Here is a 6,860-nt window from a genome sequence, read left to right as displayed (position 1 = left end):
CGCGCGCGCCGGGTCAGCGGCCGCGGCGCAGACGGGCTGCCAGGCGCGCGGCGTGGCGCGCGCCGGCGCCGCCAGGTTGCCCGAGGTCGGGCGCATCAGGCCCTTGCAGTTGCGCAGCACCAGCGGCCACAGGCGCGACAGGTCATCGCTTTCCCAACCGGGCAGTTCGTTCCAGGCGGCGCGCTGGTAGCGGCCGGCCAGGCTGCGCGCCGGCGTATCGGGCAGGGCCGACAGCGGGGGCACGACCAGCGGCCCCTCGGCCACCGGCGCGCCGCCGGGCCCGCCGCTTTCGGGCGGGATTTCCGTTGTGGTGGAACAGGCTGCCAGCAGCGCCGACAGCAGGGACAGGCAAAGTAGACGTTTCATGAAGACGGGTGAGGTCAGTGCAGGGTGCGGGGCATGGCGAGCACGAACTCGGCGATCGGCACCTCGAACGGGATGCCGTTCTCGCCGACGCAGTGATAGGTGCCCCGCATCGTGCCGACCGGGGTCGGCAGCGGACAGCCGCTGGTGTATTCGAAGGTTTCGCCCGGCGCCAGCAACGGCTGCTGCCCGACCACGCCCAGGCCGCGGACTTCCTGCACGCGCTGATTGCCGTCGCTGATGATCCAGTGGCGGCTGATGACCTGGGCCGGATGCGCGCCGGTATTGGTGATGCGCACCGTGTAGGCGAAAACGTACTGCTGTTGACTGGGATCGGACTGCTCCGGCACGAAACGCGGAGTCACGGATACGGTCAGATCGTAGGGTTTCACAGGCCTTTCCCGGTTTGGCACTCGACAATACGATACGGGCGGACCAGGGCGTCTACACCAACCGGTAACGCAAGCCTGGGCGCCAAACTGCAATAATTGCACATTATGCCCTTGGATACCCCGAACACCATGTCCGCCCCGGCCACCACCCGCATCGCTCCCAGCATTCTATCCGCCGACTTCGCCCGCCTGGGCGAGGAAGTCCGCAACGTCGTCGCCGCCGGCGCCGACTGGATTCACTTCGACGTGATGGACAACCACTACGTGCCCAACCTGACCATCGGGCCCATGGTGTGCGCCGCCATCCGTCCCCATGTGCAGGTCCCCATCGACGTCCATCTCATGGTCGAGCCGGTCGACGACATCGTTCCGCTGTTCGCCAAGGCCGGCGCCGACATCATCACCTTCCATCCCGAGGCCAGCCGCCATGTGGACCGCACCCTGGGCCTGATCCGCGACAGCGGCTGTAAAGCCGGCCTGGTCTTCAATCCGGCCACGCCGCTTTCGTATATGGATTACGTGATGGACAAGCTGGATGTCGTGCTGCTGATGTCGGTCAACCCCGGTTTCGGCGGCCAGGCCTTCATCCCGTCCACCCTGGCCAAGCTGCGCGAGGCGCGCGCCCGCATCGACGCCTGGACCCAGGCGGGCGGCCAGCCCATCCTGCTGGAAGTCGACGGCGGCGTGAAAACCGATAACATCGCCGAGATCCGCCGCGCCGGCGCCGACACCTTTGTCGCGGGCTCGGCCATTTTCGGCAAGCCCGACTACACCGCCGTCATCAAGGCCCTGCGCGATGAGATCGCGCGCGGCGAAACCCTGGCCGCCTGAGCCGAGAGAAGCCCTATGAATCGCTATCGCGCCGCCTTGCTGGACCTGGACGGCACCCTGCTCGACTCGATCCCCGATCTCGCCATGGCGGCCAACGCCATGCGCGTCGAACTGGACATGCCGCCGCTGCGCGACGATGTGCTCGCCACCTTCGTGGGCAAGGGGGTGGATAACCTGGTGCGCCGCACGCTGGCGGCCAGCCGCGACGGCGGCGAGGTGGAGGACGCCCTATTTGCCAAGGGACGCGAGTCCTTCCATCGCCACTATCACCTGGTCAACGGCGACCGCGCCCGCGTCTTCGACGGCGTGATCGAAGGGCTCAAGCTCATGCGCGAGATGGACCTGAAGCTGGCCGTGGTGACCAACAAGCCGACCGAGTTCACCCTGCCGCTGCTGCAGCGCACTGGCCTGGCGGGCTTTTTCGACGTGGTGGTCTGCGGCGACACCTGCGCGCGGCGCAAGCCCGATCCCGACCAGGTGCTGCATGCCTGCGGACAGCTGGGCGTGACGCCGCGCGAATCGGTGACCATCGGCGATTCGGTCAACGATGCCCAGGCCGGGCGCAGCGCCGGCACGGCGGTGCTGGCCGTGCCTTATGGTTACAACGAGGGCATGGACGTGCGTTCGCTCGATGTCGATGGTATAGTTGACTCGCTCGTCGAGGCAGCAGCCTGGATCGCGCGCCACGCCGAACGCGGCCGGCCGCTCTGACGCCACTGCCCCGGCACCATTTTTCAGCCCTCGCCATAGCCGATGAACACTCGCTCCCTGACCCAAATGCGCAACGCCTCGTGGCGTTGGTGGCGTTTGTCTTCCGGGTGGCGATGATCTCTCCCCGGCCCTAGACGCGCGCGCCGCGATAGTGCCCAAAGCCAAGCCCGGAACCGCCAAGGACCGGGCTTTTTTGTTGCGTGCCTGGTCCCCACCCCCTACGAGACCCGACATGACCGAACTTGAATTCAAAGCCCTCGCCGCCCAAGGCTATAACCGCATCCCGCTGGTCGCCGAAACCTATGCCGACCTCGACACGCCGCTGGCCATCTACCTGAAGCTGGCCCACGCCGGGCCGCAGAACGGCCGCATGAGCTGCCTGATGGAGTCCGTGGTCGGCGGCGAGCGTTTCGGGCGCTACTCCTTCATCGGCCTGCCGGCGCACACCGTCATCCGCGCCAGCGGCCGGCAGACCGAGGTGCTGCGCGACGGCGAGATCGTCGAAACGCATGAGGGCGACCCGCTGGCCTTCATCGAGCAATACCAGGCGCGCTTCAAGGTGGCGCTGCGCCCGGGCATGCCGCGCTTCTGCGGCGGCCTGGCCGGCTACTTCGGCTATGACACCGTGCGCCATATCGAGCCGCGCCTGGGACCGGCGGTCAAGCCCTTCCCGGACGGCATGGACGGCGGCACGCCGGACATCATGCTGCTGCACGTCGATGAGCTGGTCATCGTCGACAACCTGGCCGGCCGCACCTATCTCATGGTCTATGCCGACCCGGGCCAGCCGGAAGCCTACAACCGCGCCCAGGAACGCCTGCTGGAGCTGCGCGCCCGACTGCGCAAGCCGGTGGACATCCCGTACAGCCACGCCAGCATGCAGACCGAGGAGCGCCGCGACTTCGCCAAGGAGGACTACCTGGCCGCCGTGCGGCGCGCCAAGGAGTACATCGCCGCGGGCGACCTGATGCAGGTGCAGGTCGGCCAGGTGATCGCCAAGCCCTTCCGCGACGCGCCGCTGTCGCTGTACCGCTCGCTGCGCTCGCTGAACCCCTCGCCCTATATGTATTTCTGGAATTTCGGCGACTTCCAGGTCGTGGGCGCTTCGCCGGAAATCCTGGTGCGCCAGGAGCAGGTCAAGGAAGACGGCCAGCCCAAGTCGCAGATCACCATCCGCCCGCTGGCCGGCACCCGCAAGCGCGGCGCCACGCCCGAGGAAGACCTGGCCCTGGCCGCCGAGCTGCGCGCCGATCCCAAGGAAATCGCCGAGCACGTCATGCTGATCGACCTGGCGCGCAACGATGTGGGCCGCGTGGCCGAGGTCGGCTCGGTCAAGGTGAGCGACACCATGGCCATCGAGCGCTACTCGCACGTGATGCACCTGGTTTCCAACGTGACCGGCAACCTCAATCCCGGCATGAGCAGCATGGACGTGCTGCGCGCGGCATTCCCGGCCGGCACGCTGACCGGCGCGCCCAAGGTGCGCGCCATGGAGATCATCGACGAACTGGAGCCCGTGCGCCGCGGCATCTATGGCGGCGCGGCCGGCTACCTGAGCTATGGCGGCGAGATGGACGTGGCCATCGCCATCCGTACCGGCGTCATCAAGAACGGCACGCTGTTCGTGCAGGCCGCCGCCGGTGTCGTGGCCGATTCCGTGCCCGAGCTGGAATGGGCCGAGACCGAGGCCAAGGCGCGCGCCGTGCTGCGCGCGGCCGAACAGGTGCAGCACGGCCTGGACGATCCCATCTGAACCGACGATCCCAGAGCCCGTATGTATACCGGGTGTTCCGCCCTTCATTCTCCTGAGGTTGCCCAGCCATGCTGCTGATGATCGACAACTACGATTCCTTTACCTACAACCTGGTGCAGTACTTCGGCGAACTCGGCGAAGACGTGCGCGTGGCGCGCAATGACCAGATCACCCTCGAAGAGATCGCCGCGATGGCGCCGGACCGCATCTGCGTCTCGCCCGGCCCCTGCTCGCCGGCCGAGGCCGGCATCTCGGTGCCGCTGATCCGCGAATTCGCCGGCAAGCTGCCCATCCTGGGCGTCTGCCTCGGCCACCAGGCCATCGGCGCGGCCTATGGCGGCGACATTGTCCGCGCCCAGACCATCATGCATGGCAAGACCGTGCAGGTCAGCCATGCCGGCACCGATATCTTCCAGGGCCTGCCTTCGCCCTATACGGTCATCCGCTACAACTCGCTGACCATCGCCCCGGACACGCTGCCGGACGTGCTGGAGGTGACCGCCACCGCGCCCGACGGCGACATCATGGGGGTGCGTCATAAAACCCTGCCGCTGTACGGCGTACAGTTCCATCCTGAATCCGTGCTCAGCGAGCATGGTCATGACATGCTGCGCAACTTCCTGAATATCTAGAACAAGGGGACCCACCATGACGATTTCTCCCGCCGAGGCCTTGACCCGCTGCATCGAGCACCGCGAGATCTTCCACGACGAGATGCTGCATCTGATGCGCATGCTGATGCGCGGCGAGATGTCGCCGCAGATTGCCAGCGCGCTGTTGATGGGCCTGCGCGTCAAGAAGGAAACCGTGGGCGAGATCACGGCCGCGGCCCAGGTCATGCGCGAATTCGCCACGCCGGTCGTCACGCCCAATCCGCAGGACCTGCTGGATATGTGCGGCACGGGCGGCGACGGCAGCCACACGTTCAATATCTCCACCACGGCCATGTTCGTGGCCGCGGCGGCCGGCGTGCCCATCGCCAAGCATGGCAACCGCAGCGCCTCCTCGTCCTCGGGCAGCGCCGACGTGCTGGAGGCCCTGGGGGCGAACCTGCAGCTGGCGCCCGAGGAGGTCGCCGAATGCATCCAGGCCACCGGCATCGGCTTCATGTTCGCGCCGGCGCATCATGGCGCCATGAAGAACGTCGCCGCCGTGCGCAAGGAGCTTGCCGTGCGCACCATCTTCAATATCCTGGGGCCGCTGACCAACCCGGCCGGCGCGGCCAACCAGCTGATGGGCGTGTTCCACCCCGACCTGGTGGGCATCCAGGTGCGGGTGCTGGAGCGCCTGGGTTCGCGCCATGTGCTGGTGGTGCACGGCAAAGACGGCATGGACGAGGCTTCGCTGGGCGCGGCCACCCTGGTCGGCGAGCTCAAGGATGGCGTCGTACGCGAATACGAGATCCATCCGGAAGACTACGGGCTATCCATGATGTCCAATCGCAGTATCAAGGTGTCCAATCGCGAACAATCGCGTGAACTTGTCATCGAAGCATTGGATAATGTGGAAGGGACGGCCCGTGATATCGTCGCATTGAACGCCGGCCTGGCCATCTACGCCGGCAACAAGGCCGAGAGCATCGAGTCGGCGTTGGCGCTGGCTTTTGAAACGATCGCCAACGGCGCGGCGCGCGCCAAGTTGGAAGAATTCTGCGCATACACCCGGAAATTTTCAAAATGAACGACATTCTTGCGAAGATCCTCGCCGTCAAGGTCGAGGAAGTCGCGACCGCTCGCCAGTTGCGCAGCGAGGCCGAGCTGCTGCGCGAAGCGCAGGCCCGCCAGGACGTGCGCGGCTTTGCCCAGGCCATCGAGGACAAGATCGCGCAGGGCAAGGCCGGCGTGATCGCCGAGATCAAGAAAGCCTCGCCCTCCAAGGGCGTGCTGCGCGAGAACTTCGATCCCGCCGAGATCGCGGCCTCCTATGCCGTGCATGGCGCGGCCTGCCTGTCGGTGCTGACCGATGTGCATTTCTTCCAGGGTTCGCACGACAACCTGCGCCGCGCGCGCGCGGCCTGCCCGCTGCCGGTGCTGCGCAAGGACTTCATCATCGATCCCTACCAGATCATCTCGGCGCGGGCGATGGGCGCGGACTGCGTGCTGCTCATCGTGGCCGCGCTCACGCCCTCCCAGCTGCGCGACTACGAAGCCCTGGCGCTGGACCTGGGCATGGACGTCCTGGTCGAAGTCCATGGCGAACGGGAACTGGATGTGGCGCTGTCAATGAAGACCCCGCTGCTGGGCATCAACAACCGCAACCTGCGCACCTTCGAGACCAAGCTGGAAAACACGCTGAACCTGCTGCCGCGCATCCCGGCCGGCAAGCGCGTGGTCACCGAAAGCGGCATCCTCACGCCGGAGGATGTCCAGCTCATGCGCAAGAACGGCGTGCATGCCTTTCTCGTCGGCGAAGCCTTCATGCGCGCCGAAGAACCCGGCGCCGAACTGGCCCGCCTGGTCGGCTGATCCGGCCTTGCCTGTCCGGCGCCTGGCGGCCGATTGCCGCCAGGCGCCGGGCCTTTGACGATACGCAAGGCGCCGGCGCCCCTGGTGCGATACAGTCACAAGGTATCCCGCGTGTCCGGGAGCTGGTCCTCCCCCTTTTCCTTGCGCGGGCGCACACAGGAGAACGGCAATGGCAAAAACCATGAAGGCCGCGGTGGTCCGCGAGTTCGGCAAACCCCTCGTGATCGAGGACGCTCCCATCCCCATGCCCGGTCCCGGCCAGATCCAGGTCGCCATCCAGGCCTCGGGCGTCTGCCACACCGACCTGCACGCCGCCGAGGGCGATTGGCCGGTCAAACCCAACCC

The 6,860-nt window shown here is 66.7% G+C and carries 7 protein-coding genes and 2 pseudogenes; 7 read left to right on the top strand and 2 right to left on the bottom strand.

Translation table 11 applies throughout. The annotated features are described in order from the left end of the window. A pseudogene (locus AXA74_RS23535) lies at nucleotides 1–366 on the bottom strand (murein transglycosylase A); the annotation flags it as partial. A gap of 14 nt (nucleotides 367–380) precedes the next feature. Beyond that, nucleotides 381–755 carry a Co2+/Mg2+ efflux protein ApaG gene (gene apaG, locus AXA74_RS23530; RefSeq protein WP_029577614.1) on the bottom strand — a complete coding sequence of 125 codons (375 nt, stop codon included), beginning with the start codon at nucleotides 753–755 and terminating at the stop codon, nucleotides 381–383. A gap of 105 nt (nucleotides 756–860) precedes the next feature. On the opposite strand from apaG, the gene rpe reads away from it, so the two are divergent. The 7 genes and pseudogenes from rpe to AXA74_RS24750 form a co-directional block, all read left to right on the top strand. After that, a complete protein-coding gene (rpe, locus tag AXA74_RS23525) occupies nucleotides 861–1,586 on the top strand; it encodes a ribulose-phosphate 3-epimerase (RefSeq protein ID WP_032957970.1) in 726 nt (241 codons plus the stop codon). Between the two features lie 15 nt (nucleotides 1,587–1,601). Continuing rightward, nucleotides 1,602–2,297 carry a phosphoglycolate phosphatase gene (locus AXA74_RS23520; RefSeq protein WP_029577616.1) on the top strand — a complete coding sequence of 232 codons (696 nt, stop codon included), beginning with the start codon at nucleotides 1,602–1,604 and terminating at the stop codon, nucleotides 2,295–2,297. A 232-nt stretch (nucleotides 2,298–2,529) separates the two neighbouring features. After that, nucleotides 2,530–4,050, top strand: coding sequence for an anthranilate synthase component I family protein (locus tag AXA74_RS23515; protein WP_029577617.1), 1,521 nt, complete (start codon nucleotides 2,530–2,532; stop codon nucleotides 4,048–4,050). Between the two features lie 68 nt (nucleotides 4,051–4,118). After that, nucleotides 4,119–4,682 (top strand): aminodeoxychorismate/anthranilate synthase component II, encoded by a 564-nt coding sequence (locus AXA74_RS23510; RefSeq protein ID WP_029577618.1) that lies wholly within the window; start codon nucleotides 4,119–4,121, stop codon nucleotides 4,680–4,682. 16 nt (nucleotides 4,683–4,698) lie between these two features. Next, nucleotides 4,699–5,730, top strand: a complete 1,032-nt coding sequence (gene trpD / locus AXA74_RS23505; protein ID WP_029577619.1) for an anthranilate phosphoribosyltransferase — start codon at nucleotides 4,699–4,701, stop codon at nucleotides 5,728–5,730. Further along, nucleotides 5,727–6,515, top strand: a complete 789-nt coding sequence (trpC, locus tag AXA74_RS23500) for an indole-3-glycerol phosphate synthase TrpC (RefSeq protein ID WP_029577620.1) — start codon at nucleotides 5,727–5,729, stop codon at nucleotides 6,513–6,515. Before trpD ends, trpC begins: the two co-directional genes overlap by 4 nt. Nucleotides 6,516–6,684: 169 nt before the next feature. After that, nucleotides 6,685–6,860 (top strand): annotated as a pseudogene (locus AXA74_RS24750) (alcohol dehydrogenase catalytic domain-containing protein); the annotation flags it as partial.

Origin of the sequence: Bordetella hinzii LMG 13501, assembly GCF_001548475.1 — a bacterium.
In the GTDB taxonomy this organism is placed as follows: Bacteria; Pseudomonadota; Gammaproteobacteria; order Burkholderiales; family Burkholderiaceae_B; genus Bordetella; species Bordetella hinzii.
The sequence above is the reverse complement of the archived record's forward strand: the minus strand, read 5'-3'. Positions and strand labels throughout refer to the sequence as shown.